At 48.5% G+C, this 1,267-nt stretch carries 2 protein-coding genes; one reads left to right on the top strand and one right to left on the bottom strand.

The genetic code is table 11. The features are described from left to right. The first annotated feature begins 110 nt into the window (after positions 1-110). Positions 111-449, top strand: a complete 339-nt coding sequence (locus EDC54_RS17820; RefSeq protein ID WP_132459484.1) for a SymE family type I addiction module toxin — start codon at positions 111-113, stop codon at positions 447-449. A gap of 48 nt (positions 450-497) precedes the next feature. On the opposite strand, the gene EDC54_RS17815 is transcribed toward EDC54_RS17820, so the two are convergent. Then, entirely contained in the window at positions 498-746 is a 249-nt protein-coding gene (locus EDC54_RS17815; RefSeq protein WP_132459482.1) for a hypothetical protein, read from the bottom strand. Positions 747-1,267 lie beyond the last annotated feature (521 nt).

Raw genomic sequence — 1,267 nt, 5'->3', positions numbered from 1 at the left:
TCCTGTTGACCAGGAGAAGAGCCGCTAACGTAAACGGTTTTTTAGCGCGGGGCTGACGTGCGCGAACACGGCAACCCCGCTAACCACAAGCAACTGACAAGGAGTTGACTATGGCTGACGCGCATTCTACGCCAGACACCACCGTTTTTAAAATCTCGCAGCCGGAGCGCTATCTGCGCGTTGGCTACCGGCCCAACAAGGGCGATATCTCTACGCCCGCTATCAACATCAGCGGCAAGTGGCTGGATGAGGCGGGATTCACCACCGGCCTGCCGCTCAAGCTGCGCGTGATGCCGGGCTGCCTCGTCATTACCGCGCAGGATATCCGCGAACTGTGGTTCATGCTGCCGGGGTTGAGCAAGGTCCCGTTCGACGAGCGCGCTGCCGCCGAGTGGCTGAGTGCCTTTCCCGGCGGACTGGATCTGGCGGGGGTTACAGATGATAACTGACCGGTAATAAAAAAGCCGGAAGGATCTTTGCGATCACTTCCGGCTTTTTTATTCACTCAATGCATTAATCCATTCATTGAAATCATTTTCTGTATATAAATACTCTCTATCCGAAGATGGTAAATCTACAGCCCCTAATATTTCTAGATAGTTGGATACTATTGGATCTGATATTCTCAGAGAGTCATCGTTGTAAATATCAAACGCCCACTCAGACACAGATTTCCTGTCTTCACAGCCTGAAATAAGACCACGTATCTTATTGATTAAATCAATTTTTTCTGGAATTTTTCTCATGCATCACCTCCGCCCCATATATTTACCACTTGAATCAAATATATGATGATTCATCTCATGTGTTACGGGTTTGGGAGCAACACTTCTTACACGTCCAGAATTATCTACTGTTTCGTACCATGTCCTCTTATTACCACTGACAGGATCCCACTCTCTTACCAATCTGGCACCTTGCATTTCACCGGGCGTTCTTGATGGTTTTATTTCCCCATAAAAACGATAACGACCATTTTCAAGCTCTTTAACACCACCCGCCCCATATTTTTCACTCTGTCCGTAATAATCTTTTAGCTTTTGGTAGTTTGCTGCATTGTGGGCGTTATTACCTCGCTCCGGTGTTTTCTCTGGGCATCGGCTTAACCCCAGAGGATCAACCCACGTAATCGGATTTTGAACGTAAGCATATAGGTTCTCTCCCCCCGCTATCCCTATCGGGTCATAGGGACGATCCTGACGCCGTCGTACTTTTTAGCGCACTTAACCCCTTGAAGCAACACCCTTTTCAGACAGCGTTTTCGGCC

The organism is Samsonia erythrinae (assembly GCF_004342665.1).
GTDB classification, from domain to species: Bacteria; Pseudomonadota; Gammaproteobacteria; order Enterobacterales; family Enterobacteriaceae; genus Samsonia; species Samsonia erythrinae.
The sequence above is the reverse complement of the archived record's forward strand: the minus strand, read 5'-3'. Positions and strand labels throughout refer to the sequence as shown.